At 62.2% G+C, this 26,015-nt stretch carries 24 protein-coding genes; 16 read left to right on the top strand and 8 right to left on the bottom strand.

The window, feature by feature from the left end; all coding sequences use genetic code 11:
• The first annotated feature begins 101 nt into the window (after positions 1 to 101).
• The 3 genes from AC0NID_RS34765 to AC0NID_RS34755 all read left to right on the top strand — a co-directional run bounded on the left by AC0NID_RS34765 (position 102) and on the right by AC0NID_RS34755 (position 4,064).
• Positions 102 to 986, top strand: coding sequence for an NAD(P)-dependent oxidoreductase (locus AC0NID_RS34765; RefSeq protein ID WP_473459039.1), 885 nt, complete (start codon positions 102 to 104; stop codon positions 984 to 986).
• Positions 987 to 1,011: 25 nt separating this feature from the next.
• Positions 1,012 to 2,547 (top strand): aldehyde dehydrogenase family protein, encoded by a 1,536-nt coding sequence (locus AC0NID_RS34760; RefSeq protein ID WP_473459109.1) that lies wholly within the window; start codon positions 1,012 to 1,014, stop codon positions 2,545 to 2,547.
• Positions 2,548 to 2,663: 116 nt separating this feature from the next.
• A complete protein-coding gene (locus tag AC0NID_RS34755; protein WP_474033388.1) occupies positions 2,664 to 4,064 on the top strand; it encodes an L-serine ammonia-lyase in 1,401 nt (466 codons plus the stop codon).
• Positions 4,065 to 4,595: 531 nt separating this feature from the next.
• On the opposite strand, the gene AC0NID_RS34750 is transcribed toward AC0NID_RS34755, so the two are convergent.
• Positions 4,596 to 5,498 (bottom strand): NAD-dependent epimerase/dehydratase family protein, encoded by a 903-nt coding sequence (locus tag AC0NID_RS34750; protein WP_473455062.1) that lies wholly within the window; start codon positions 5,496 to 5,498, stop codon positions 4,596 to 4,598.
• A gap of 78 nt (positions 5,499 to 5,576) precedes the next feature.
• Positions 5,577 to 6,737: a mandelate racemase/muconate lactonizing enzyme family protein gene (locus AC0NID_RS34745; RefSeq protein WP_473455061.1), complete on the bottom strand. Its 1,161-nt coding sequence runs from the start codon at positions 6,735 to 6,737 to the stop codon at positions 5,577 to 5,579.
• Between the two features lie 290 nt (positions 6,738 to 7,027).
• On the opposite strand from AC0NID_RS34745, the gene AC0NID_RS34740 reads away from it, so the two are divergent.
• Positions 7,028 to 8,014, top strand: coding sequence for an aldo/keto reductase (locus AC0NID_RS34740; protein WP_473455060.1), 987 nt, complete (start codon positions 7,028 to 7,030; stop codon positions 8,012 to 8,014).
• Between the two features lie 73 nt (positions 8,015 to 8,087).
• Here the strand turns inward: AC0NID_RS34740 and AC0NID_RS34735 are convergent, their stop codons facing one another.
• Entirely contained in the window at positions 8,088 to 8,789 is a 702-nt protein-coding gene (locus AC0NID_RS34735) for a FadR/GntR family transcriptional regulator (protein ID WP_473455059.1), read from the bottom strand.
• Positions 8,790 to 9,209: 420 nt separating this feature from the next.
• Between AC0NID_RS34735 and AC0NID_RS34730 the strand changes: the two genes are divergently transcribed.
• The 5 genes from AC0NID_RS34730 (at position 9,210) to AC0NID_RS34710 (ending at position 14,192) form a co-directional block, all read left to right on the top strand.
• Entirely contained in the window at positions 9,210 to 10,490 is a 1,281-nt protein-coding gene (locus AC0NID_RS34730) for an ABC transporter substrate-binding protein (protein WP_473455057.1), read from the top strand.
• A gap of 107 nt (positions 10,491 to 10,597) precedes the next feature.
• Complete coding sequence (locus AC0NID_RS34725) at positions 10,598 to 11,416, top strand: carbohydrate ABC transporter permease (protein ID WP_473455056.1); 819 nt, start codon at positions 10,598 to 10,600, stop codon at positions 11,414 to 11,416.
• A complete protein-coding gene (locus AC0NID_RS34720; RefSeq protein ID WP_473455055.1) occupies positions 11,413 to 12,291 on the top strand; it encodes a carbohydrate ABC transporter permease in 879 nt (292 codons plus the stop codon). Before AC0NID_RS34725 ends, AC0NID_RS34720 begins: the two co-directional genes overlap by 4 nt.
• Positions 12,292 to 12,373: 82 nt before the next feature.
• Positions 12,374 to 13,114: an RraA family protein gene (locus tag AC0NID_RS34715; RefSeq protein WP_473455084.1), complete on the top strand. Its 741-nt coding sequence runs from the start codon at positions 12,374 to 12,376 to the stop codon at positions 13,112 to 13,114.
• A gap of 22 nt (positions 13,115 to 13,136) precedes the next feature.
• On the top strand, positions 13,137 to 14,192 hold the full coding sequence (locus tag AC0NID_RS34710; protein ID WP_473455054.1) for an ABC transporter ATP-binding protein: 1,056 nt from the start codon (positions 13,137 to 13,139) through the stop codon (positions 14,190 to 14,192).
• A 321-nt stretch (positions 14,193 to 14,513) separates the two neighbouring features.
• On the opposite strand, the gene AC0NID_RS34705 is transcribed toward AC0NID_RS34710, so the two are convergent.
• Entirely contained in the window at positions 14,514 to 15,500 is a 987-nt protein-coding gene (locus AC0NID_RS34705; RefSeq protein WP_473455053.1) for an aldo/keto reductase, read from the bottom strand.
• Positions 15,501 to 15,659: 159 nt separating this feature from the next.
• On the opposite strand from AC0NID_RS34705, the gene AC0NID_RS34700 reads away from it, so the two are divergent.
• The 5 genes from AC0NID_RS34700 (at position 15,660) to AC0NID_RS34680 (ending at position 20,342) form a co-directional block, all read left to right on the top strand.
• Positions 15,660 to 16,880: an ABC transporter substrate-binding protein gene (locus tag AC0NID_RS34700; protein WP_473455052.1), complete on the top strand. Its 1,221-nt coding sequence runs from the start codon at positions 15,660 to 15,662 to the stop codon at positions 16,878 to 16,880.
• A gap of 111 nt (positions 16,881 to 16,991) precedes the next feature.
• Positions 16,992 to 17,864, top strand: coding sequence for a branched-chain amino acid ABC transporter permease (locus AC0NID_RS34695; RefSeq protein WP_473455050.1), 873 nt, complete (start codon positions 16,992 to 16,994; stop codon positions 17,862 to 17,864).
• Entirely contained in the window at positions 17,861 to 18,892 is a 1,032-nt protein-coding gene (locus tag AC0NID_RS34690; protein WP_473455049.1) for a branched-chain amino acid ABC transporter permease, read from the top strand. The genes AC0NID_RS34695 and AC0NID_RS34690 overlap by 4 nt, the downstream gene beginning before the upstream one ends.
• The gene (locus tag AC0NID_RS34685) at positions 18,889 to 19,614 is read left to right on the top strand and encodes an ABC transporter ATP-binding protein (RefSeq protein ID WP_473455048.1); all 726 of its coding nucleotides are present in this window, start codon (positions 18,889 to 18,891) and stop codon (positions 19,612 to 19,614) included. Before AC0NID_RS34690 ends, AC0NID_RS34685 begins: the two co-directional genes overlap by 4 nt.
• Complete coding sequence (locus AC0NID_RS34680) at positions 19,611 to 20,342, top strand: ABC transporter ATP-binding protein (RefSeq protein WP_473455047.1); 732 nt, start codon at positions 19,611 to 19,613, stop codon at positions 20,340 to 20,342. Before AC0NID_RS34685 ends, AC0NID_RS34680 begins: the two co-directional genes overlap by 4 nt.
• Positions 20,343 to 20,350: 8 nt before the next feature.
• Here AC0NID_RS34680 and AC0NID_RS34675 read toward each other — a convergent pair whose 3' ends face one another.
• Entirely contained in the window at positions 20,351 to 21,091 is a 741-nt protein-coding gene (locus AC0NID_RS34675; RefSeq protein WP_473455046.1) for a FadR/GntR family transcriptional regulator, read from the bottom strand.
• Between the two features lie 104 nt (positions 21,092 to 21,195).
• Between AC0NID_RS34675 and AC0NID_RS34670 the strand changes: the two genes are divergently transcribed.
• Positions 21,196 to 22,101, top strand: coding sequence for an NAD(P)-dependent oxidoreductase (locus AC0NID_RS34670; RefSeq protein WP_473455044.1), 906 nt, complete (start codon positions 21,196 to 21,198; stop codon positions 22,099 to 22,101).
• A 53-nt stretch (positions 22,102 to 22,154) separates the two neighbouring features.
• On the opposite strand, the gene AC0NID_RS34665 is transcribed toward AC0NID_RS34670, so the two are convergent.
• Positions 22,155 to 22,940 carry a FadR/GntR family transcriptional regulator gene (locus AC0NID_RS34665; RefSeq protein ID WP_473455042.1) on the bottom strand — a complete coding sequence of 262 codons (786 nt, stop codon included), beginning with the start codon at positions 22,938 to 22,940 and terminating at the stop codon, positions 22,155 to 22,157.
• 7 nt (positions 22,941 to 22,947) lie between these two features.
• Positions 22,948 to 24,387: an FAD-binding oxidoreductase gene (locus AC0NID_RS34660; protein WP_473455040.1), complete on the bottom strand. Its 1,440-nt coding sequence runs from the start codon at positions 24,385 to 24,387 to the stop codon at positions 22,948 to 22,950.
• A 161-nt stretch (positions 24,388 to 24,548) separates the two neighbouring features.
• Between AC0NID_RS34660 and gloA the strand changes: the two genes are divergently transcribed.
• A complete protein-coding gene (gene gloA / locus AC0NID_RS34655; RefSeq protein WP_019856614.1) occupies positions 24,549 to 24,959 on the top strand; it encodes a lactoylglutathione lyase in 411 nt (136 codons plus the stop codon).
• 86 nt (positions 24,960 to 25,045) lie between these two features.
• Here the strand turns inward: gloA and AC0NID_RS34650 are convergent, their stop codons facing one another.
• The gene (locus AC0NID_RS34650) at positions 25,046 to 26,014 is read right to left on the bottom strand and encodes an ABC transporter permease (protein WP_473455039.1); all 969 of its coding nucleotides are present in this window, start codon (positions 26,012 to 26,014) and stop codon (positions 25,046 to 25,048) included.
• Position 26,015 lies beyond the last annotated feature (1 nt).

Raw genomic sequence — 26,015 nt, 5'->3', positions numbered from 1 at the left:
TACCGATGCCATGCAATCGGTGCGAGCCTCATCCCGACAAAGTGCCTGTTTCGACTAGGACGACATCATCCAGTCGCGGGAACTCAGGTTGGAGTGGAGCCATGTCAGACTTGAAAAACACGACGGTGGGCGTCGTTGGATTGGGCAGTATGGGCCTGGGCATGGCGCAGACGCTTGCCGGCAAGGGCTTCCGCGTCCTCGGCTTTGATCTCTCAGCAGATCGAAAGGCGCTAGCACAGAAATCCGGCGTCGAGCCGATCGCATCCATCGCTGACGCCTTCAAAGGCAGCGCCTTTTTGGTCTTTTCATTGCCGACCGCAAAAGACGTGGCCGGCGTCGTTCGCGATAATATTGCTCTGCTGGAGTCCGGCCGCAGCCGCGTCATCATAATCGACACATCGACCTCCGAACCCGATGTCAGCCGAGAACTCGCTGCCAGGCTCGGCGCGATGGGCCATGGCTTTCTAGACGCACCGGTCAGCGGCGGCCCCAGCGGCGCGGCCTCCGGCAACCTGACGATGATGATTGGTGGCTCCGACGAGGATGTTGCGCTGGCACGGCCGGTCGTCGAGGCGATGTCGTCAAAGGCGCTGCATGTCGGCCCGAGCGGCGCTGGCAATGTCGCCAAGCTCGTCAACAATCTTTTGGCGGCATCGCACATGGTTACGACCAGCGAGGGGCTGAAGCTGGCCCTTGCCGCGGGTATCAGCCCCGAGGCCGCACTGCGCGTGCTCAACGCCGCGTCCGGACGTTCCATGATCAGTGAGGTCCACTTCCCGACCTGGATTATGTCAGGCCGGTTTGACAGCGGTTTTTCAATGGGTCTGATGCGCAAAGACGTCCGTCTCGCCGCCGAACTGGCCAAGCGGTCGGGCGCAGATCTCCCGGTTTCCGACCTCGTCGCAAAGCTCTGGGCCGGCTCGACCGCGCTCAAAGACAGCGACGACTTTACCCGCATGGGCGAATTTCAAGACTCCTCCAACTGATCGAAAGTGACGTGATATGGGCAATATGACGATCTCGGCCGATCCCGGCCAGCGTATTCGCGAGTTGCTCGAAGGTTTCCTGCCGGGCAAGGATATTGGCAGCTATGTCGGGGGCGAAGTGCTGATCGGCTCCGGCGACCAACTGACGCTGACCGATCCGGCGACGGGCAAGGGCTTCGCGACCTTCCGCGACGCCGACGCGTCCGTCATCGATGCGGCAATGGACGCCGCGTCGCGCGCGCAGGCTGAGTGGATGAAACTGACCGCGTCCGCTCGGGGCCGCGTTATGAACGAGATCGCCCGAAAGATCCGCGAGAGCGCAGTCGCGCTTGCCGAACTCGAGAGCCGCTCGGCGGGCCGGCCGATCCGGGACATACGTGGCGAGGTGGTCAAGGTCGCCGAGATGTTCGAATACTATGCCGGCTGGTGCGACAAGCTCCACGGCGATGTAATTCCGGTGCCGACCACCCATCTCAACTATACGCGACAGGAGCCGATTGGCGTCGTCCTCCAAATTACGCCCTGGAACGCACCGCTCAACACCGGCGGCTGGCAGATCGCGCCGGCGATCTGCGCAGGCAACGCTGTGGTTATCAAGCCCTCGGAGTTGACGCCGCTCAGCACGCTCATACTCGGTGTGCTCTGCGAGCGCGGCGGCGCGCCGCGCGGGTTGGTGAACGTTATCGCGGGACAGGGCATCACGGCCGGCCAGGCTGCCGTCGCACATCCACGAACCGGCCTTGTCGTATTCGTCGGCTCTGCCCATGCCGGCGCGCTGATTGCGGCCGCCGCCGCCAAGAACGTCGTGCCCTGCATCCTGGAATTAGGTGGCAAGTCGGCCAACATCGTCTTCGGTGACGCCGAGATCGACCGCGCCATCCCGGGGGCGCAATCGGCGATCTTCGGCGGCGCTGGCCAGAGCTGCGTGGCTGGCTCCCGATTGCTGGTTCACCGGTCGATCCATATGGAATTTGTCGAACGCTACGCCAGGGCGAGCGAGCAGATCCCCGTCGGCGATCCCTATCTCGACACCACCCAAATAGGCCCGATCAACAATGCCCGGCAGTGGACAAAGATTGAGGATATGGTGCGGCATGGCCTCAACGAGGGCGCCCGCCTGGTAACTGGTGGCAAGAAGCCGGCCGAACTCGAGGCGAGCGGCGGCTACTATTACGCGCCAACCATCCTGGACGATGTATTGCCCGATATGACCGTCTCGAAGGAGGAGATTTTTGGGCCCGTCGTGGCAGTAACTCCTTTCGACACCGAGGAAGAGGCGATCGCCATCGCCAACGACAATCCTTATGGGCTCGCCGGCGCGGTCTGGACGCAGAATGTCGGACGCGCGCATCGGGTGGCGGCCAGCGTCCGCGCCGGAACCTTCTGGATCAACGGCTACAAGACCATCAGCGTTATGTCCCCGTTCGGCGGGTTCGGCCGCAGCGGCTATGGTCGCTCAAGCGGCAAGGACGCGCTACTCGCGTATACCCAGACGAAAAGCGTCTGGGTCGAAACGGCGGCGGAGCCCACGATCACCTTCGGCTATTTCTCCCAAGGCTGACGGGTGGTCCGGCAGGGCGTGCGGAGCACTTTCCGCGTGCCATGCCTTTGTTTCCTCCACATCCCCAAACTGAGAAACGGCCACGATCCCCGGCATGGCACAGGGAGCGACCGATAATGTTCCTTTCGGTTTTCGACCTGTTCAAGATCGGCATCGGACCATCGAGTTCGCACACGATGGGACCGATGACGGCTGCGCGGCGTTTTCTCGACGAAGTTGCGGGAGACGACTGGCCACGCCCGGCCGGCGCCAAGGTCGACCGCATCGCCGCCAGCCTGCACGGCTCGCTGGCCTATACAGGCATCGGCCATGGCAGCGACCGCGCGGTGGTGCTCGGTCTTGCCGGCCAGACGCCGCAGACGGTGGACCCCGATCAGGCCGATGGAATCTGCGCCCGCATCGCTGCCGACAAGCGGGTTTCACCGCCCGGCCATCCTTCCTACTGCTTCGACCCGGCGACGGATCTGGTATTGGACCGCAAGACGCCGCTTTCCGGCCACGCCAATGGCATGGCTTTCTTCGCCTACGATGCCGACGACCGCCTGCTGCTCAGGCGTATCTACTATTCGATCGGCGGCGGCTTCGTGGTTTCCGAGGAAGAGCTGCAGCGGCTGAAGGCCAAGGGTCCGGACAAGTCTTCGACCCGCGTTCCCTATCCCTTCAGGAACGCCGTCGAGATGCTGGCGATGGCGAAGAAGAGCGGCCTCTCCATCGCCGAGATGAAGCGCGAGAACGAAGAGACCCACATGCCGAGCGAGAAGCTCAACGAGGGGCTCGACGCGATCTGGCAGGCGATGCTCGGCTGCATCGAGCGCGGCCTGTCGCAGGACGGCATCATGCCGGGCGGTTTGAAGGTGCGCCGCCGTGCGCGGCAATTGCATGACAAGCTGCAGGAACAATGGCAACAGAACCGGCCCAACCCGCTGCTCGCCAATGACTGGCTGTCGATCTATGCCATGGCGGTGAACGAGGAAAACGCCGCCGGCGGGCGCGTTGTCACCGCGCCGACCAATGGTGCCGCGGGCACGCTGCCCGCGGTGCTGCGCTACTGGCTGCATTTCCATCCCGAGGCCGACCAGCCGAGCATCCGCGATTTCCTGCTGACCGCGGCGGCGGTCGGCGGCATCATCAAGACGAACGCCTCGATCTCGGGTGCCGAAGTGGGCTGCCAGGGTGAGGTCGGCTCGGCCTCGGCGATGGCGGCGGCGGGATTATGCGCCGTCATGGGCGGCACGCCCGAGCAGGTCGAGAATGCCGCCGAGATCGCGCTCGAACATCACCTCGGCATGACCTGCGATCCGGTCGGCGGACTGGTGCAGGTGCCTTGCATCGAACGCAACGCACTCGGCGCGGTGAAGGCGGTGACTGCCGCTTCGCTAGCCATCAAGGGCGACGGCACGCATTTCGTGCCGCTCGACGCGGCGATCGAAACGATGCGCCAGACCGGCATCGACATGAGCCAGAAATACAAGGAGACCAGCCTGGGCGGGCTGGCGGTGAATGTCGTGGAGTGCTGACTACTCCAGCACTTGAACAATATGCAGCCGGTCTATTATGGACACTTGCTCGGTCCACAGCTTGCCTTGAGGACCGGTCCGGCATCAGCTTCTAGAAACAGTATAGACGCGCTGCCCTTCAGCTTTGCACGTCTGGCTCGAGTCTAAGAATCTACCGACGAAATTCTCCACTGAGTTTGAATTGCTTCGCGGCTTACCGAAATCCTGCTTCTGAGACGGAGGTTAAGAATGACCGCTCCGCGGGTCAAGCTGTTTCAAATACTCGAGCTGCAGAATGCCAGAAATGAGCGTCGAAAGACTTCCTTCTATCCGACGACGCAGCTTTCATGAGCGGCCAGACTCTGCATGTCGATGGAGGGGGTTCGATCGGCAAGCTATCACTATGATGCAGTTAAAGTCCTATATTGGGCCGACGCGACAAAAATGAGCTCACATCTGATCTAGGCGTTCGTGGCAGGCCGGTCAGCACGGTGGCGAGGACAGGCGTCTCGCCTTCCGCCGTTTGGTGAAGCGCAACCACCGGTCTGGCGGTCATTCATCATGAGCCAGAGGCTGCGCTCGCCAATCATGCTCTTGCCGGAATCCTAAAAGCTCACGCAACTTGCGATTTGAGATTGGCCCCTCAAATTCCTCCATCGAGCGCGTAATCGGTGTCCCTGCTGCATGCTTCATGAGAAATTCTTCCGTTGGTGCATCGGCAACGATATTGTCGTTGACGGCGTTGAAGATCTGGAATCCCAAACCGTCCTTCTCAATACAAAGATGCACGATCTGGCCCAGATCGCGTGCGTCCATATAGGTCCAACCGTCGCGACGCCGTTTCGAGGCGTCCGCGAGGAACTCCGGGAAGCGGACATAGTCTTGCGGTTCGACAACGCCGCCTATCCTCAGGGCATAGATGTCGGAACCAGTGCGGGAAGCGAAGGAACGTGCGATCCTCTCGCCTAGGACCTTGGAAAGGCCGTAGCTGTCGGTCGGATCGGTATCGCGGTCCTCTTCCACCGGAAACGAAGTGAAGTTGCGTTCGCCTTCGGCAAAACACACGCCATACACCGTCTCGCTGGACGCGGTGATGATCTTGCGGACGCCGAGCTTGGTGGCCGCTTCGATCACGTTGTAGGTCGACAGCACATTTGCGGCGAACATGGTGTTGTCCGGTCGCAGAAATATTCGCGGGATGGCCGCGAAATGGACCACGGCGTCGACCGGGCTGCGGCCCTTTCCGTCGAGATATTCATTGAACCCGAAATGCAACGTCAGCGCATTGTAGGTCTCGCCGGCATCCGCAAGGTTGGTGATGACAGTGTCGACGCCTGGCACATCGAGAGGCGTCAGGTCCAGGTTCAGGACCTGATGCCCGCGCTTAAGCAGGTCGGGTATGACGTGACGGCCGATCTTGCCGCTGCCACCGGTGAATATGATCCGCTTGCCCATGGGTCCTCCCAACAGACTTCTATCGAGCGGAAACCTGGCCAAGAGGCATCTCCGCTCGGTCCAAAAGCTATCAGTCACTCACTCTTCAAAAATGCCGTAGCCGGGCACCGCGTATTTATGCACGCCGTCCATGTCGAGTTCGACGCCGATGCCGGGCGTTTCCGACACGACAATATGACCATTTAGAACGATAGACTTGGCCCCGTCCGGCAGGCGTACATAACTGTCCCACGCTTCCCGCTCTTCGAGGGCATGCCACTCCAGCACAAGGAAGTTGGGAACGCTCGCACAGACATGGCATGTCGCCATTGTGCCGAGCGGCGTCGACACGAGATGCGGCGCGAATGGCACGTAATACATTTCGGCGAGATTGGCGATCTTGCGGCTTTCCGCGAGACCGCCGCATTTCGGCACGTCTGGCATGACGACGTCGGCGCCATAATTCTGGAACAACTCACGAAAGCCCCAGCGCATGTAGAGATTCTCGCCGACGCAGATCGGGGTCTTGGTGCGCATGCGGATCTGCTTCAGAGCCTCGACATTTTCCGCCGGAATGGGCTCTTCCAGCCACAGAAGGTTGAACCGCTCCATCTCCACCGCAATGCGGCTGGCACTGAGCACGTCGTAGCGCGCATGCAGGTCGATGCAGAGGTCGATGTCGGGGCCGATCGCCTCGCGCACCGCTGCCACGCGTTCGACCATGAAGCGTAGCTCCGCGCCGTTGATGGTGTGGTTCACCGCGTCGAACTTTGCCGGATGGCGCAAATTGTCGATGTCGAATTTTAGCGCAGTAAAGCCCTCGTCCACCATGCGGCGGGCACGCGCCGCGCATCCTTGCGACGAACCAGTTTGTTCATCGCCGTCGCCACAATCGGCATAGAGCCTGATCCGGTCGCGGAACTTGCCGCCGAACATGCGATAGAGCGGCTGGCCAGCAGCCTTCGCCGCTACATCCCACAGCGCCATCTCAAGCCCGGTCAGGGCAATGAGAAAGATGCCGGCCTGGGCGCCGGAGAACACATGGTCGCGGCGAATCTTGTCCCAGCAATATTCGACGTTACGCGGATCCTGACCGATAAGCTCCGACTTGAGCTCTGAAATTAACCCGACAATGGCGGCAGCGCCCGCATCGGGGTTCGCCTCGCCGTAACCGGAGATGCCGGCGTCCGTGTCGATACGGATCAGGGTCGCCTTGCCGTGATAGGCGACGACCGCTGTCTTGATGTCCACGATCTTCATCGAACCCTCCTCCAATGATGGCGCCGCGCTTCAAACGTGCAGTACGAGCAAATTCTAACTTGTCCGATGAGCATACAAGGTGAGAAGATATGGCGTAAACCCCCTTTGAGCGATTACGCAGAAATTCGCGTGGAAAGCGCTGGAGTGGTGGCGATAGCGGGAACCCTGCCGCTTCCGGTCAAGGGATTTCATCGGCCAAAACATACTTGTTAGACGAGCATATAAGCGTATAAATAAGTCGCAGCAAGGCGGCAAGCGTAGCCATGGATGCTGCAAACTGGAGGAATAGGATGCAACAGCGACAGCTAGGATCGTCGCCGGTCAAGGTGTCGGAGATCGGTCTGGGGACTTGGGGAATGTCCGGCGCATTTTGGGGCGCGGCCGATGACGAGGAATCGATCCGGGTGATTCGACGTGCCCTGGAGCTTGGCATTACGCTGATCGACACAGCCGAAGCCTATGGACAAGGCCATGCCGAGGAGGTCGTCGGCAAGGCGCTGGCCGGCCGCCGGGACAAGGCGATCATCGCGACCAAGGTTGCGCCCAACCATCTCGAACCTGCAGCGATAGAGGCGGCACTCGACGGCTCGCTGAAACGGATGCAGACGGATTATGTCGACGTCTATTTTGTCCACTGGCCGAACTCAGATTGTCCCATCGGCCCGACTATGGAGAGGTTGGAGAGGCTGCGGTCGTCAGGGCGGATCAAAGCTGTCGGCGTATCGAATTTCAGCACAGCTGATATGGACAGCGCCCGCCAGCATGGCGTGATCGACGTGCTTCAGCCTCCTTACAACATGCTCTGGCGCGAGGTTGAGGGGCAAACTCTGCCCTATTGCCGCAAGCACGATATCGGCGTCATGCCTTACAGCGGTCTGGCCCAAGGGCTGCTCACGGGCTTGCTCTCGCCGGATACCAAGTTCGCCGAGGGAGACGAGCGGCGCACCACCGTGCTGTTCCAACCGGGCACCTACGAGCGAGCTGTCGGAGCCGTCGATTCCCTCAAGCCAATAGCGGCCAAATACGGCAAGACGCTGCCGCAGCTTGCGATCCAATGGCTCACCAGCAGGCCGGGTGTGAGTTCGCCCCTTGTGGGAGCGCGGACGGTCAGGGAGCTTGAGGAAAACGTCGAGAGTGTCGGTTGGAAGATTTCCGATGCGGACGTCGCGGCCATCGACAAATTCACCGCCCCCATCTGGGCGGAAATCAAGGACAAGGGCGACATGTTCGGATATCGCGCTAAACAGCTTCAGGAACAGGAAGCCAGAAGAGCCTAGTTCGGTCCGTGTCCTCCCGACACGCAGGCGGCGCGGTCAGCCTCGACAGCTGGCCGCGCCTGAAGAACGGTGTTCAACTCGCCATTTCTTTGTCGGGCATGGCGACGGCAGTGGTTGCCTTCAGGTGGCGGCGCATTGCCTCTTCGGCGCGCTTCGCGTCGCGTGCCACCAACGCCTCGTAGATCGCTCTGTGCATTTCCGTCGCGGAAGGAAGAGCATGCGGCATCTGGTTGCTAACGCGTCTGCTCGCCGCTTGCCACCACCGTGACGAATACATGAAGCGGTCAAGGATCCTGTTCTGGGAAGCGCGGCAAATTTCCATATGGAAGTCCAGGTCAAGCTTCAGATAGGCGTCCGGATTATCCTCGGTCGCCGACATCGCTGCGAGCAGGGTGCCAAGACGTTCGAGGTTTTCCTTGGTCATGTGTTTGGCCGCGATGGCGGCGATGGCGGGTTCGATGATTATTCGCGTCGCGTGGGCTTCGGCAAGGAGTTTGCGGACCTGTTCGGGCGGCAGCCAGTCGATGAGCAATGGACTGAGATAGTCCCATTCTTCGGCAGGACGCAGCACCACGCGCCTTCCCTGTGCGATCTCGATCATGTCGAGAGAGGCCAGAATTTTCAGCGCTTCCCGCGCGACCGCGCGCGAAACCCCGAACTCCTGAAGGATCTGCTGTTCCGACGGCCCCTGGCCACCTGGGACGCCGCCGGTGGCGATGCGACGCGCGAGCACGCCCGCCACCTGCTTGGGCAAAGTTTGAAGCTTGACCTCCATGGAATCGACCATTAACATCTACTTGTCTGATAAGCTTATAGGCTGATGGTTGGATATGCAGTCAACTTATCTCATGAATGCTCACTAACCTAAAACTCGGCCCGCGGGAAGGGAGATTGGACTCTCGGGATTGTTACGCGGTTGGCTGACCGCGCTCGTCGCATTGTGTCCGGCCGGCTCGACGGCTCGCGACGCACCGATTGCGGGTCGCCGGAAGGAAGGCAGGACGAAAGGAAGATCTATCGCCGGAGGCCTCTGAGGCCACCGAACCTCGGCAGGAGAAGGCGGTGTGTGGACGGGAGTGATCCGGATAGTCTCGCTGTGGGAGGAGCAAAGCCACACCGGGATCCACGGGAATACTTTGCGGCCGTCGCTCGACCCCCGAGGGGCCGATCAATCACAAGCAAGGAGGAAATTGTGATGTCCGGAAACCTATCGAGACGCAGATTCCTGGCGGCGAGTGCCGCGGTGACGGCCGGCTCGCTTGCCGCGCCGTGGATCGCCAGGGCAGAGGCGAACGAGATCACCGCACTGCTGATCACCGGCGGCCCGCTCTATCCCAAATACTGGGAGAAGATCGTCCAGGATTTCACCGCCAAGACTGGCATCAAGGTTCGCTACGATCTGCTGGAATTCACTCCACTGACATCAAAAGTCGTCACGCTGAGCGCCGCGAAATCGAGCCAGTACGACGTCTACAGCACGCACACCGCCCAGATCGATTCCTATTTCAACCATTTTGCGCCGCTGAACAGCTATTTCAACGAGTCCGAATTGGCTGACTTCTATCCGGTTGCGGTCAAATACCTACGCGATCCCAAGACCGGCAATCTGGCCGCCATCCCGCGCAATATGGATGCGCGTGTGCAGTACTACCGCAGCGACGTCTACAAGGAGAAAGGCCTGAAGCCGGCCGAGACCTGGGAGGATCTCGTTGAGGTTGGCCTGAAACTAACAGGCAATGGCCGTTACGGGCTGGTCGTGCCGGGGCAGGGTGACCCCGCGCAGCGCACCTTCAGCGATCTCCTGTGGCAAGCCGGGGGGGACTGGGTCGACCAGGCCAACAAGCCGGCTTTCAATTCAGAGGCAGGCATCAAGGCGCTCACCTTCTATCGCGACCTGATCCAAAAGCACAAAATCGTGCCGCCGGATGCGGTCGGATATCGGTGGAACGAGAACTCTACGGAGCTATCGTCAGGAACGGTCTATGCCAATTTCGATTGGCCAGGCGCCTTCGCCACCTTGTCCAATCGGGAAACCTCGCGCATTGTCGGCAAGTGGTCGACTGCACCCTACATCAGGGACAAGGCGGCGATTTCGTGCGCCATCTCCCATGCCATGGCTCTCAATGGACAATCTGGACGCACAGAGCCTGCCGTCGAATTCATCAAATATACGGTTGGTCCAGAGGCGCAGCGGCTGCAGTTCGATCAGTTCACCAACTTCCCCAGCAGCCAGGCGATCGCCAAGGAAGTGATAGCGGCGGCAAAGGGCCCGCAGGCAATGTGGCTGCAGCAACTCGAGACGACGATAGCGAACGGCAAGGAATGGCCGAAGCTCGCCGGTTTCTCGAAAGTCTGCACCTTGATGTTCTCGACCATCGAACAGGCTTTGACCGACCAGGTCTCGCCGAGCGATTCGCTCAACCAGGCGGCCACCGAGGCTGAGGAGATCATGCGCCGGGCCGGAGCATACGATTGAGGATGCCGCCCGTTGTTCAGCACCAGGCGTCAGGGCGCCGGCGACGTTCGCCGCTGCCCTACACCTGGCAGAGAGGGTACCTTTTGGCCAGCCCGGCGCTCCTCGTCATGGTCGCCATCCTTATCTATCCGCTCGGATACTCGTTCATAATGAGTTTCTTTCGCTGGGATCTGAGCGGCTCCGCGCCATTTGCCGGCGTGGGCAACTACACCGACGAACTCTTCGGCCGCCAGTTCAACCAGGCTCTACGAAATCAGACCATCTTCAGCGTCATTTCCATCACGGTTGAAGTAGTGGCCGGAATGGCGATCGCCCTGCTCGTCAACGGCAAATTGCGCGGCATGCGGCTCGCGCGCACCTTGCTGCTGGTGCCGCCGATGATCGCGCCCGCCGTCGTGGGGCTGAATTTCCGTTGGCTTTTCAACACCCAATACGGCCTGGTCGACGCGCTGTTGCGTATGTTCAACCTGCCCGACATTCCGTGGCTCAACCACCCGACATGGGCGCTTGTTTCGGTGATCGTAGCCGATGTCTGGCAGAATACGCCGCTGATGGTGCTGCTGTTCCTTGCCGGTCTGCAATCCTTGCCGCAGGAGCCGCTCGAGGCCGCCACGGTGGACGGCGCCACACCATGGCAGCGCTTCTGGCACATCGTGCTGCCACTGATGCGTCCAGTCATCATGATAGCGCTGATGCTTCGCATCATCGACACGTTCCGCACCTTCGACGTCGTATGGCTGATGACGCAGGGCGGCCCGGGAGGCGCCACCAACCTGCTTACCGTCTATTCCTATCTGCTGGCGTTTCAGGCGGTGGATTTCGGACACGCGGCGGCGGTTTCCTACATCGCGCTTGGGATGTCGCTGTTCGTGCTCGGCCTCCTGTACGGAGTGCCGTGGCTGCTTGCAAAACGGAGGGCGATATGACCGAAGCCGCGATCGTCAGCACGCGTCCCAAGCCAAAGCGCCGCCGCCGCCGTCTCACGGCTGGCGTCGCCGGTCAGTACCTGGCGCTGGTTCTGACCGTCGCCCTCACCGTCTTTCCGCTGGCATGGTTGTTCCTGACATCGATCCGCAGTTCGGCCGACATCTTCTCCGTCCCCGTGCACATCATTCCCGTGACCGCGACCATGGCGCAGTACGTCTCCGTTTTCACGGAGTACGACACAATGGGTTATGTCTGGAATACCGTCATCGTCTCGGTCGCGACGGTCATCCTGGTGCATCTGCTGGCCGTACCCTGTGCGTACGCCCTGTCACGCTTCAGGATGCCGGGTGTCATGCTGGTCTTCGGGCTGCTTTTGATCATGCGCATGATCCCGGTCATCGCGCTTGCCATCCCGCTCTTCGCCGTCTTTGCCGCCATGGGCCTGCTGGACACTATTTGGGCGCTGATCCTGAGCCATACGGCGGCCAAACTGCCCGTCGCCATCTGGCTGCTGCTGGGCTTCATCCAGGATGTGCCGAAAGAGATCGAGGAGGCTGCCCAGTCGGACGGCGCCGGCACGGTGCGCACACTTGTTCAGATCGTGGCGCCTCTGATTGCACCTGGCATCGGGGCCAGCGCGGTGATCACCTTCCTCTTCACGTGGAATGACCTGTTGCTCGCGTTGACGCTGACCTCAAGCAAGGCTGCGCAGACGCTGCCAGTCGGGCTTACCAATTTCGTCTCGCAGTTCGGAATCGACTGGGGGGCGATGTCGGCGGCCGGCGTTCTCATGGTCATCCCGACACTGGTGTTTGTCTGGTTTGCTCAAGGCCTGCTGGTCAAGGGTCTCACGACCGGTGCAGTTCGCGGCTGAATTGAGAGGATTTGAGCGACATCGACGGCGCGGGCCCGTCGCCGACATAACGGGAGGATGAAAGGTGGAAGTGGACCAAGTTCTGGCAATAAGGGACATTTCTCGGCCACAGAGGCAACTGGTCGACGCACTCGCAGCGATCGGTTCAGCGACCTTGGCCAGCGAGCTTTACCACAAGATGGGTATCCGCGATCCGCACATCCGAGGGCCGCGGCCGCTAAAGGCCGGCCGCACGGCGGCCGGGCCTGCTCTCACGCTCCAATGTATGCCGAAGCGGGAAGATCTCTACAACGAGACTGAGTACGAGGAGCCCGAACGCCAACTCCACCGTCACGTCCTGTACCTCACACAGCCGGGCGACATGGTCGTGGTCGATGCGCGCGGCGATCTCGGCAGCGGCATCTTCGGCGAGATGATGCTGACCTATTTCGCCGGGCGGGGCGGGGCCGGCGTTGTCGTCGACGGCTGTATCCGGGATTCTGCCCAGGCCGCGGCCTTGGATATCGGTATCTGGGTGAGGGATGTCACGCCAAATTTCCACGCCCAGACCAACATTGTCCCGTTCGCCGTCAACGTTCCCATCGCCTGCTCGAACGTGCTCGTCATCCCTGGCGACATCATTGTCGCTGACAATGACGGCGTGGTCGTCGTGCCGGTCGCCCTTGCCCCAAAATTGGTCGAGCTCGCCGGCGAGCATATCGAGTGGGAAGAGTTTTCACGCTCGCGCTTGGCCAAAGGTGGGGATCTGCGGAGATACTACCCGTTGAGCCCCGAGGGCGCGGCCGAATACCGGACATGGCGGCATGCGCAACAAGATGAGTGATGCCGAGACCGGAGGAAAATAGGTGTCTGCAATTGAGATAGAGCAGCTCGGCAAGAGCTTCGGCGCCGTGGAAGTCCTGCGCGACGTGAACATCGAGATCGCCAGTGGCGAGTTTGTGGTTCTTGTTGGCCCGTCAGGCTGCGGCAAGTCAACTCTGCTGCGCATGATCGCCGGGCTGGAAGAACAGACAACCGGCGAGATACGCATCGCCGGGCGTGTGGTCGACGAGATGCCCGCCAAGTCGCGCGACATAGCCATGGTCTTCCAGAGCTATGCGCTCTATCCGCACATGAGCGTGGCGGACAATATGAGCTTCGCGCTTCGATTGGCCAAGGTTCCCAGGGAAGAGATCGTCTCGAGGGTGAAGGCGGCCGCCGAAATCCTCGGCCTGCAGGATCTGCTGGGCCGCATGCCGCGGCAGCTGTCCGGCGGCCAGCGCCAGCGTGTCGCCATGGGGCGCGCGATCGTACGCGACCCGGCGGCGTTCCTGTTCGACGAGCCGCTCAGCAACCTCGACGCCAAGCTGCGCGTGAAGATGCGTGCCGAGATCAAGAAGCTTCACCAACGGCTCGGGCGCACCAGCATTTACGTCACACATGACCAGACCGAGGCGATGACGCTCGCCGACCGCATCGTGGTGCTGAACCGTGGCCGGGTCGAGCAAATCGGCACACCTTCAGAGCTCTATGAGCGACCCGCCAACCTGTTCGTCGCCAGCTTTATCGGATCGCCGGAAATGAACCTGATCCCGGGCCGGATCGACAACGGCGCATTCGTCGCCGAGCAGGGCCTTCGCTTACCCTTGCCGGAGGACGCTCCGATGGGAGACAGGGAAGCGGTGGTGTATGGGATTCGCCCGCAGCACATTGCAATCGGCGGCAACCACGCTCGTGCGGCGGTTCATGTGGTCGAGCCGACCGGGGAGGCCCAGGAACTTACCTTAAATGCAGGTGGCATCGACCTCATGGCAGAGGCACGGGATCAGCCTCCGTTCAGGCCTGATCAGGAGATTGGTTTGGAGATCATGGTCAATAAGCTGCATCTTTTCGATGCGCGAAACGGCACCAGGATCGTTTAGGGAAGGCGCTGCCGGGCGGATCACAGCCCTATCCCCGCGCCCCTATAAGTACCCAGGCCTGTAAGTTCGAGCGCGCCGCCCCCTTGTCCATGAGCGGAGGCTGTCGGCAGCCGGGTATGGTCAGGTGTAAACCAGAGGAGCGAACAATCCGGTATCCCAGGATACAAGACGACGCCAGCCCGCGGCGATGGTCAACACCGTGTTGCCGTTTGCCGTCGATGCCTCGAGCGGAATAAGGCTCAGCCCCAGGCTGCCGGGGAAGCTGACAACTTCGGCAAAACGGCAGCAAACCTCCATCGACTGCGGCCAGGCGGTGTTTGATCACCAGCGTTGATGCACGTAGGGTTTGATATCCCGATCATAGATGTTTCGGATCTTGCCCATGATTTCATCGGGCAGCGGGGGAAGGTCTGCGGCCTCAGCATTGGAACGCGCCTGCTCCGGGTTACGCGCGCCCGGGATGACCACCGTGATCGCGTCGAACATCAGGATCCAGCGCAGGGCAAATTTCGCCATCGTCGTGTCGCCCGAAACAAGCGGCCGGATACGCTCGACCGCTGCCAGCCCGACCTCATAGGGCACGCCCGAGAAGGTTTCGCCGACGTCGAACGCCTCACCATTGCGGTTGAATTTGCGGTGGTCGGAGTCCTCGAATTTGCTGTCCGCCTTGAACTTGCCCGTGAGCAAACCGCTCGCCAGCGGGACGCGGGCGATGATCGCCACATTGTTCTTTTTCGCCAGGTCGAAGAACAATTCCGCCGGCCGCTGGCGGAAAGCGTTGAAAATAATCTGCACGCTGACAACGCCTGGATATTCCATTGCCTTCAGCGCCTCTTCGACGCGCTCGACGCTAACGCCGTAGTTGCGGATTTTGCCTTGCTCGACAAGACGGTCGAGGCGTTCGAAAACTTCCGGGTGATAGTATAGGTCTGTCAGCGGGCAATGCAGTTGTACGAGATCGAGCGTGTCGGCCTCGAGATATCTGAGGCTGCGATCTACCCAACTCGTCAGATTTTGCTGGCTGAAGCCTTCGACAGTCTGTGCCGGCAGCCGCTTTCCGGCCTTGGTGGCAATGAAAGGGCGTTCGCCGCCACGCTCCTTCATCACCCGGGCAATCAATTTCTCGGAACGGCCGTCGCCATAGACATCGGCGGTGTCGATGAAGGTGACGCCGGCGTCGAGTGCCGCGTGCAGGGCGGCAATGGCGTCGTTGTCATTGACCTCGCCCCAGGCGGCGCCGATCGCCCATGAGCCAAAGCCGATTTCGCTGACATCGCGACCGGTGCGGCCGAATTTCCGTGACTGCATGTCTTGTTCCTAACTGCGGCTTGTTGAGGCTTGGTCTGCGGACCGCGTTTTATCGCATGGCAACGCGATTGACATCCCTGTTCGTTAGATTTACCAGATAACAGGGTTGTATGACAACACGGTAAGACTGCAAAGATTTGGAGTCGGGAGGATCTCAAGTTGAAAACCGTTCTGAAAATAAGCGCGTCGGCAGCATTCTGCCTGGGCGCGCTTGCCTATCCTGCATTCGCGCAGGACGCAGACAATATCGTCAAGATCGGCGTCGTCGCGGCGGAGTCGGGCTCGTTCGTTTCCGCCGGCCATACCCTGCCAGCAGGCGTCGGCCTTGCCGTGAACCAGATCAACGACGCCGGCGGCATCAAGGTCGGCGGCAAGACCTACAAGCTGGAAATGGTCAAGCGCGACGATCGCACCGACATTTCGACTGCCATCGCCGCCACCCAGGAACTGGTGCGCGACGTCAAGGTGCAGGCGATCTTCGGATCAGAGACGCATGATTTCACGCTGGCCATGGCCAAGATCACGCAGCCGGCCAAGATCGTCCATTTCGCCGGCAATTCGACGCTGGCGAAAATCCTCACACCTGACTCGGTCAAGCCGGGCGGCGAGGATCACTATCTCTTTCAGTCCGAGCCACAGGAGTTCCAGCGGTCCGGCTCGACGGCGCGCGGCGTACTCACGCTTCTCGAGCCGCTTCTTGGTTACAAGCCGAAGAAGTCGGTCATGATCGTCGGCAACGACGCGACCGGCCAATTCCTGTCGTCCTACTACTTCAAGGCGCTCAAGGCCGAGGGGCAGGAGGTTCCCGACATCATCTTCTACCCGCCTGACACCACGGACTTCTCGCCCTTCCTGACCCGCGCCAAGAGCCTCAGCCCGGACATCATCCATTTCTGGTACAATGGCGATTCAACGCTGACGGCGCTGCCGCAGGCGCTGGAACTGGGTGCCGCCAAGAGCTACTTCCTGTTCGGCGTCGACCCCGGCATCTGGAAGGAGAAGGCGCTGACAGCTGATGTGCCCGTGGCGATGAGCTGCGTCCCGGTCTGCTGGGGCGAGTCGTCCAACCCGAAAGCCAAGGCCTATTTCGACGCCTATTTCGCGGCGGGCGCGCCACACGGTGTGACCTCGTCGGTGTCACTGCTCTACCACGACTACGTCCACTTTCTGGCCGAAGCCTGGGAGAAGGCCGGCAGCTTCGATCCGGACAAGACGGTCGAAGCGCTGCTAACGCTGCACCATGAAGGCGTGGTCTCGGATGACCTGACTTTCAATCCAACCCACCAGGTCACCCATGCCACCGAGGTCTGCGCCGCGGCACCCGGCGGGGCCATCTCCTGCTCGATGCAGCAGCCGCCGGCTGAAGCGCCGAAAAGCTGATCTACGGAATTGATCCGTCTGTTGGCGGCGTCACTCGCGCCGCCAACTCATCCTTCTTGAATACAGGCGGGTCCGGGTCGCCGGCCTCCACGTCAACAGCGGACGTCAGCGGTGGATATTTTCATACAGCAGATACTCAATGGCCTTTCCATCGCCAGCGTGATCACGCTCATCGCCATTGGAGTCACACTGATCTTCGGCCTGACCGGTATCATCAACTTCGCCCATGGCGAATTCCTGATGATCGGCGGCATCGTCACCTGGCTTGCCGTCAGCGCCGGCCTCGGCTTCCCGGTGGCGGTGGTGCTGGCGATCCTGGCGGTCGGCCTGATGGGCTACGTGCTCGAGCGCGGTCTTTTCCGCTTCACGCTGGAGCGGCCGACCAACGGCTTCATCGTTTCGCTCGGCCTCATTGTCGTGCTGCAACATGTCGTCGTGCTGTTCTGGAACCCCAACCAGAAGAGCATTCCGCGTCCGCTTGCAACGGTCTGGGAAGTCGGTGGCGTGCGTATCGCGTCGGTGCGCGTCATGGTTATTCTGATCACCATCGCCGTTGTGGCGCTGAGCTTCAGGATGATCACGGCAAGCCGCTACGGCCGGGCGTTGCGGGCCAGCGTCGAGGACCGCGATACTGCGGCACTGATGGGCATTCCGGTGCGCCGCTACATCACCGGCGTGTTCGTGCTGGGTAGTGCGCTGGCCGGGCTTGGCGGCGCATTGCTGATCGCGCTGTTTCCGATCACGCCTTTCACCGGCGGCACCATGGTCATGAAGGGGTTCGCCGTCGCACTCATCGGCGGGCTCGGCAACATCTACGGCGCCGTCGCCGCCGGTCTGATCCTCGGCATCGTCGAAGGATTCAGCGCAGGCTACGGCTTCTCGCAATGGACCGACGCCTATTCCTTTGCCCTGATGATCATGGTGCTGATCGTTCGCCCGCACGGCCTGTTCGGCGGCACCAGCGGACCCAGGATGGCATCATGAACGGAGGCCTCGATCGCGCGGGGCCTGCCTTCAAGGCGTTGAGGTCCCTGCTGCCGGTGCTGGTCATCCTGGCGCTGATCGCGCTGGTGCCGTTGTTCTCGCCAAGCAACCGCTTCCTGTCGCTGGCGATCTCGGCCGGCACCAACGTGATCGCCCTTTACGGATTGTCGGTGCTTTTTGGCCAGACCGGCATCCTGTCGATGGGCCATGCAGCACTGGTCGGCGTTGGCGCCTATGCTGCGGCGATACTGGCGCGCGATTTCGGCGTCGGCTTCTGGCCAGCGCTGCCGGCGGCAGTGCTGGCGAGCGCCGTATTCGCGATGATCATCGGCATTCCGTCGCTGCGCGTCGGCGGCCATCACTTCGTCATCATGACCTTTGCCTTCGGGCAATTGCTGGCCATCGTGCTCACCAATGGCGGCGACTATACGGGTGCGGCGACAGGGCTTGATCTGGCTGGTCCGGTCACCCTCTTTGGCGCCGATGTCGGTGACCTGACGCGCTACTATCTGATGGTCGTGGCCTTCGTGACTGTCGCGGCGGTGGCGAGCTGGGCGATCATCAACTCGTCCTATGGCCGCACGCTGCGCGCAATCAGGGAAAACGAGAAACTTGCAGCCTCGCTCGGCGTCAATGTCGGGCGGCACAAGATCGGCGCCTTCGTCGTCAGCGGTATCTTCGCCGGCATCTCCGGCGTGCTGCTTGCCTACTTTCTCGGCCACATCTCGCCTTCCCAGTTCTCCTCCTTCCCGAGCATCTACCTGGCGCTCATGGTCATGATCGGCGGTGCTCGCCTTATCGAGGGACCGCTGGCCGGCGGCATACTGGTCGCCTTCCTGCCCGAGGTGTTCAATCTCGACCCGGTTCAGTCGCGCATCGTCTATGGCGTCTGCCTGATCGCGGTGATCATGCTGCTGCCCGAAGGCCTGATCGGCGGCATGGTGCGGGCGCTTCGTGCAGTGTTCGCGGGCAAGCCGAAACCGGAGCCGGAGCAGCGCGACGCAACGCCCTCGGAGGCGCGGCAATGAGCCCGATCCTGGCGATCAGCGGCCTGAGCAAGCAATTCGGCGGCGTCACCGCGCTGGCAGGCGTCGACCTCACTATCGAAGACGGGGAAATCCTAGGCGTCGTCGGCCCGAACGGATCGGGCAAGACGACACTGTTCAACGTCGTCACCGGCGTCCACAGGCCGAGCGGCGGCAGCGTGACATTTCGAGGGCAAGACATCACCGGTCTGGCGCCGCACGCCATATCGCGGGCCGGCATCGGCTACACCTTCCAGCAGGCGATGGCCTTTGCCGGCCTCGGCGTGCTGGAGAACGTCCAGATTGCCGGCGAGCATGTCCGGGTGGATGCCGGCGCCACCAATCCGTGGCCGACGCCGCAGGCCTTGCTCGACTTCGTCGGGCTCAGCGCGCTTGCGGGAGAAAAAGCCGGCGTGCTGCCATTTGGCAGCCTGCGTCTGCTCGGCCTCGCGCTGGCACTCGCCACGCGGCCGTCGCTACTTCTGCTCGACGAACCCGCCGCCGGCCTCAATGATCGCGAGACCACGGCTCTGGTCGCGCTTGTCCGCCAGCTGCCCGCCAAGGATATCACCGTCTGCGTCATCGACCACGACATGAAGCTGATGCAGATGCTGTGCCGCCGCCTTGCCGTGCTTGATTTCGGTTCCAAGATCGCCGACGGCCCGACCGAAGCCGTGCTTGCCGATCCCATGGTGCTGGAAGTCTATCTGGGAGGCGATCTGTGAGCCTGCTTGCCGTCTCGGACGTTGTCACCGGTTATGGGCCGACGATCGTCAACCGGGGTGTCTCGCTGACGCTGGGCGAGGGTGAGATCGTCACCATCCTCGGGCCCAACGGCGCCGGCAAGTCGACGCTGCTCAAGGCCATCGCCGGGCTGATCCGGCTAAGCGCCGGCAGCATCTCTTTCAATGGCGCCGAAGTGACCGGACTTGCGGCCGATGTCATGGCCAGACGAGGCGTCGTGCTGGTGCCGGAAGGGCGCAAGATATTCGTCGACATGACGGTCGAGGAGAATTTGCGTCTTGGCTCCTATTCGCGCCGCGACGATGCCGCTGTCGAAGCCGATTTCGAGACGATGCTGGCCTTCTTCCCGATCCTCGCCGTCAAGCGGCGCGACAAGGGCGGCTCGCTGAGTGGCGGCCAGCAGCAGATGCTGGCCATTGCGCGCGGGCTGATGACGCGGCCGCGCGTGCTGTTGCTCGATGAGCCGTCGCTTGGGCTGTCGCCGCTGCTGGTCAAGGAGGTCAAGGCAATGATTCTCGGCATAGGCGAGCGTTTCGGTGCGTCGGTGCTGCTGGTCGAGCAGAATGCCGGCCTCGCTCTGGCCGTCGCGTCGCGCGGCTATCTCATGCAGAACGGCCGCATCGTCGTCACGGGGCCGATCGCCGAATTGCGCAACATGTCACTGATGCGGGAACTGTATCTCGGCGGCGTTGCGGGAGCCGCGTCATGAGCGGCCAGTCAGTCTTGCCTTGCCCTGTCGCGCAACTCCTCGAAGCGGGCATAGCTCTTGGTCAGATGGGTGCGCATGGCGCGCCGCGCCGCGTTGACGTCCCTGGCCTCGATGGCGGCGAGAATGGCGCGATGCTCGCGCTGCATCCGGGCCAGGTACTTTTCCCGCTCGGGAACGGTCATTCGGTCCAGGCGTGTCCATTGGCGCGGGATCATGGCGCTGCCGAAAGTGTCGAACAGCCGGGTGAAATTGGCATTTTGCGTTGCGGCGAGGATGGCGCGGTGGAAGCCGAAATCCTCTTCAGAGCCCGACCCGCCGGCACGCACCGCGGCTTCCAGCGCGTCCAGCCGCGAACTCATCTGCTCGAGCGCGCTGTCGCTTCGCCGTTCGGCGGCAAGGCCGGTCGCTTCGACTTCGATACCCATGCGCAGTTCCAGCACACGCAGCACCTCGTCAATCGATTCAAGATCATCCGGCAGGATGGAAAAGGTCCTCGGCAGGGGATCCTTGGCGACAAAAGCGCCGAGCCCCTGGCGCGTGGTGATCAGCCCCCGGGCGCGGAGCGCAGCAAACGCCTCGCGCACGACGGTGCGGCTGACGCCTGTCGCGGCGACGATCTCCTGCTCGGTCGGCAGCCTTTGACCCGGCGCCAGGTCGCCGGCCTCGATCTGCGCGATCAGCGTGTTGACGAGCCCGGTCCGCAGATTGGGCGCTTGCGGTATGGCATCAAAAAGCATGGGCTCCGCCATCGGGGGACTCCGGTCCGATTCTCCGGCAAAGGATTGCATCGACAGGTGCCCGCCGCAAGGTGAGGAAATGTGGCCCGCCGGGCGGGCCAAGATTGGAGGATTGCATGAAAGAACGCATAGGCTTCATTGGTTTGGGCAGCATGGGTGCCGGCATGGCCGACAATCTGCTGCGCAAGGGTTGGCCGCTGACAGTCTGTGTGCATCGCAGCCGCACTGCCGCCGACCGGTTGATAGCAGCCGGCGCCACTGACGCGGCTAGCCCTCGCAAACTCGCCGCCGCCTGCGACATTGTCATTCTCTGCGTCACCGGATCGCGCGAGGTCGAAATGCTGATCAAGGGTCCGGATGGGCTTGCCACGGCCGAAATGCCGCTGCTGGTCATCGACTGCTCGACCTCCAACCCATCATCGACGACAGCACTTGCGGCCGAACTTGCCGCGCAAGGCGTGATGCTGATCGACGCGCCACTGGCGCGCACGCCCAAGGAAGCGGCCGAAGGCAAGCTCGACGTCATGGTCGGCGGTCCGGACGAGGCTGTCGCCCGGGCGCGGCCAGTGCTCGAGGCTTTCGCCGCGCGCGTCGTGCATACGGGGCCGACCGGCAGCGGGCACACTATGAAGCTGCTCAACAATTTCGTTTCGATGGGTTACTCGGCGATCTATTCAGAGGCGCTGACGCTTGGCGTCAAGGCCGGGTTGACGCCGCACGTCTTCAACAGCGTCATCTCCGGCAGCCGCATGGACTGCGGCTTCTACCATGCCTTCTTCGATTTCGTCCTGAACCGCAACGAGAACGCGCAGCGCTTTGCCATCGTCAATGCGCTGAAGGACATGACCTATCTCGCTTCCTTCGCTCAAGCCGCTGGCGTCGCCAACCCGATCGGTGCGGCGGTGCGCAACGGCTTTGCCACCGCGGTTACCACAGGCCATGGCGAAAAGTTCGTGCCGGCACTGTCCGACATCATTGCCGGTCTCAACGGCGTCTCGCTGGTTGAGCCGCCAACGAAGTGACGAAGCCGGACCGATAAAGCGCCGGGACGACTGAGGCGCCGGGGGCGGCACAATTATCCGGCGGCTTGCTTGCGGATAGCCTTCCTCAGTCTTGTGTGTCGCGATGAAGGTGTTGCCTCGGCAATCGCATCACCCTCGTGCAGTCCAACACGCAGAGCCGCGCCCGCCAGATGGTCGCGCATGGCCGTCTGCGCCGCCTCGGCGTCGCCGGCGCTTATGGCGGCCAGGATGCGCTCGTGCTCACCCAGCGTGATACGGGCCATATCGTCCGATTTCTGCTGGTTGCCGGCAGCGAGAATGCTTTCGCGGACACGCTCGGAAACAAAGACCAGAAACTGCCCCATGTAGGCGTTGCGTGTCGCCTCGGCGACGGTGCGGTGGAACTCGAGATCGCTGCGCAGCCAGGCGACACTGCCATAGGGCGCCGCGCGCATGCCGGCGAGCGCGTCGCCCATCGCGGTGAGATCGGCTTCGGTGCGCCGCCTTGCGGCAAGTGCAGCCGCTTGCACCTCAAGGATGCCGCGCAGTTCGAACAGGTTGCGAAATGAGTCGGCACGCTGCAGCGCCTCGTAATCGATGGTCAGCACGGTGGGGTTGTTGGAATCGGTGACGAAAGCGCCGCGTCCCTGCTGCGACCAGATGCGGCCCTCCGACCGCAGCCGCGCGATCGCCTCGCGCACGACGTTGCGGCTGACCCCGAACGTGGTCGCCAGCGCCTGCTCGGTCGGCAACTGGTCGCCGGGCTTCAGCCGCCCCTGCGCGATCTCGCGCGAGATCGAACTCGCAACCAGAGTTGAAAGGTGTGGTCCGCGATTCACCTTGTCGAGTTTCAGTGCCATCGCTCACCTATAGACCATGATCAGCCTTGGTTGCCAGAATGCGTCCGTTGCTCAAGATATGGCGCGGGTCGAACGCCTCCTTGATGCCAGTCGCCAGATCGAGCGTCACTGGATCAATCCGTTCGAGGAACGCTTTCTGCTTGACCCGGCCGATGCCGTGCTCGGCGCTGATCGAGCCGCCGTAGCGATCGACAACCGCAAAAATCCTCGCTTCCGCCTCCTCGAACAAAAGTTCCATCGCTTCGGCCGTCATACCTTCCGGCGGCACGACATTGAGATGGATATTGCCATCGCCGACATGGCCATAGGTGACAGCCAGTGCGTCAGGGCGCGCCCGTTCCAGTTCGAGGAGGGCGTCGGTGACGAAATCGGCGAGTTTCGAGATCTGCACCGAAACATCGGTGCGCAGATAGCGGCCGCCGCGTCCCTGGCGCTCGACCATGATTTCGCGATAGAGCCACAACCGCTCCGCCTGGGCCCTGGTCGACGCCATGATTCCGTCTCCGACGAGATCAGCAGCGCCCGCCAGGAAATCCAGGAGCATGGCGGACAGGTCGATCAACCCGCCGGAGGAAACCTCGATCAGCACATAGGCGGGGTAGGCCCCGGTCAGCGGATCGGGAAAGTCCACGCCCTCGCGCATGGTGATTTCGATGCCTTGGCGCAGGATCAGTTCGAAGGCAGTGAGAAGGTCGCTGCAGTCGCGTCGCGCCCGCGCATAAAGCGCCATCGCGTCCTCGACCGAACGCAGGCCGACCAGCGCCGTCTCGATCTGCGTCGGCTTGGGAAAGAGCTTTAGCGCCGCGGCGGTGACGATGCCGAGCGTGCCTTCGCTGCCGACGAAAATCTGCTTGAGGTCGTAGCCGCGATTGTCCTTGCGCAGCACCTTCAGCCCGTTCCAGACCCGGCCATCGGCCAGCACCACCTCGAGGCCAAGCACAAGGTCGCGCGTCATGCCGTAGCGCAGCACGTTGAAACCGCCGGCATTGGTGGCGACATTGCCGCCGATGCGGCAGCTGCCTTGCGCCCCGAACGTGATCGGCAGCAGGCAATCACTCTCCTCGGCGGCGCGCTTGGCGTCTTCGAGAATACAGCCGGCCTCGACCACCATGGCGAAGTCGATCGGGCTGATCGAGCGGATCCTGTTCATGCGCTCCAGCGAGATGACGACCTCGCCGAAATCCGCCGCTACCGCCGCGCCGACGAGGCCGGTCAAGCCACCTTGCGGCACGACCGGAATACGCTCCGCATGGCAGCGCCGCATCAGCGCCGACATCTCCTCGACCGAAGCCGGGCGCGCGACCGCCAGCGGGCGGCCGAAATGGTCGCCCGACCAGTCGCGGCTATAGCGCGCCAGGTCCCCGTCCTCGGTCAGAAGGCCGCCATTCGGCAGTACGCCGGCAAGAGCCGTGATCAGCGATTGGGAGGTGGGTGGCACGACATTCATGATCCGGTTATCGAACCTCTGGTAAAACGACTGGACAACCACCGATCTTGTCGTGTTATCATACAACCCTGATTTAGAACATCAAGCGAGGTCATGTTTCCGCCAACCGTTTGATGTGGATGGTCAGACCAGCAAATCACTGAATTCGGAGGACTTTCCCAATGAGCGACGCCCCGGGCTTTCGCTATATGCACACCATGATCAGGGTTCTCGACCTCGACAAGTCGATTGCCTTCTACACCGAGGTTCTCGGCATGACCTTGCTGCGCCGCGACGACTATCCCGGCGGCAAGTTCACCAATGCCTTTGTCGGCTATGGGCCGGAGGACAAGGAGGCCGTCGTCGAGCTGACGCTGAACTGGGGCAGGGAAGAGCCCTACGAGATCGGCACCGGCTTTGGCCATCTGGCGCTCGGCGTCAACGACATCTACGCCGTCTGTGCCGAACTCGAGAAGCGTGGCGCCAAGATCCCGCGCAAGCCAGGGCCGATGCAGCACGGCACCACCCATATCGCCTTCGTCGAGGATCCGGACGGCTACAAGATCGAGTTGATCGGCCTCGACACGATGTAGGGATTTCGGGTCGGACCGCATCGGCCTCGCGCCGATGCGGTCCCGTCCTGTCCGCGTTTGCTTGGGAGGCGGTGCGGAGCGACCTGTCACTTGATGACCGCGATCTTGCTGCGGTCGATGGTGATGGCGACAGCGGCGATGAGCACCGCGCCGAACACCATGTTTTCCAGAAAAATGTTGACGCCGACGAAGGTCATGCCGATGCGCACGATCGAGATGATCAGCGCGCCGACTGCTGTGCGGGCGACGCCGCCCAGCCCGCCGGTGATGGCGGTGCCGCCGACGATGACGGCGGCAATGGCCGGCAGCAGCAGCTGATTGGCGAGAACCGGCGAGCCGCTCGAAAGCCGCGCCGCCAGCACCACGCCGGCGACTGCGGCCAGCATGCCGGAAGCGGCGAAGGCGATAATCTTGGTGCGGTCGACATTGATGCCCGCCGCCCATGCGGCCGGCTCACCGGCGCCGACCGCGATCGCCTGGCGGCCAAAGCGCGTGTAGCGCAGCGCCAGAAAGCTGGCGATGCCGATGACAGCCGAAATCAGCACAACGACCGGCAGGCCGGCGACCGTGGCGTTGATCCAGGCGGTGTTTTCGCGGCCGCCTTCCTCGATGGTGATGGCGCGCCCATCGGAAACCCACAGCGCAATGCCGGTGACCACGCCACCGGTGGCGAGCGTCGCCACGAAGGACGGGACGCGCAGCTTGACATGGACGATGCCGCTCAACGTTCCGAAGGCGAGGCCGGACAGGATCGCCACCGGAAAGGCGGCGAGGCCGAGCGAGGGCAGCAACTGCGCCAGGATCACGCTGGCCAGCGAGGCGACCGCCTGGATCGACAGGTCGATGCCGCCGAGCAGGATGGCGAAGGTGACTCCCGTCGCCAGGATGAACAGCACTGCCGTGTTGGCAAACAGCAGAGCCACGGTTTCGCCGGTGAGAAAGCCGGGTGCGGCGATCTCGATGATCAGCAGCAGGGCGACAAGCAGAACCAATGGAATGGCGCCTTGCGTCCACTTGCCTTCGAAGATCCGCCTGAAGGAGAAAGCTTCATTCATC

It is taken from the genome of Mesorhizobium sp. WSM4821, from assembly GCF_055901555.1.
This window is presented reverse-complemented; position numbering and strand designations above follow the sequence as displayed.